This is a genomic window from Caldicellulosiruptor sp. F32 (assembly GCF_000404025.1).
Taxonomy (GTDB): Bacteria; Bacillota; Thermoanaerobacteria; order Caldicellulosiruptorales; family Caldicellulosiruptoraceae; genus Caldicellulosiruptor; species Caldicellulosiruptor saccharolyticus.
Genome location: NZ_APGP01000039.1, coordinates 1 through 491, shown reverse-complemented (window position 1 = coordinate 491; position 491 = coordinate 1). Strand labels below are relative to the sequence as shown.

Annotated in this window: 1 protein-coding gene; it reads right to left on the bottom strand. The window is 28.9% G+C overall.

The window, feature by feature from the left end; all coding sequences use genetic code 11:
- Positions 1 to 298 precede the first annotated feature (298 nt).
- The coding region (locus tag H964_RS12820) for a hypothetical protein (protein WP_039764916.1) at positions 299 to 491 on the bottom strand (193 nt) is incomplete at its 5' end.

Sequence of the window (491 nt, the reverse complement as noted above, 5' to 3'; positions counted from 1 at the left end):
CTACTGATAAAGTTTTAGAAATTTATGGGAATAGAAAGTTTATACATGCTTTAGTAACTGATGATAAAAACTATGAAATTTTATAATAGAAATAGATATTCTAAACAAAATGGAAAAGAAAATTTTCTATTTTTCTTATGGAATCTATAATTTAAACTCCTGCATCGCTCTATAAAAATGAAAAACATTTTGCTTTTATCTTTGATATTGCAAACAAAAAATTGTACCAATTCCCTCCTGAAGCAGAAGCCTATTTGAATTAGTTTGAACAAAAAACTTAAAGGCAGAGTCGGAACAATTACCAAAGCTCTTGATTAGTGTTCAAAAATAAAATCAACATTGTAAACATGAATTTTTCTACTACAACTAACAACCCCATACTGTACAAAGCAATACAAGAGGCAACTAAAAAAGCAATAATCATAATAGCTGCTGCCAGAAATTCCTTTAACAGATGACCTGGATTCCCAGCATCATACAATGAGGTTATA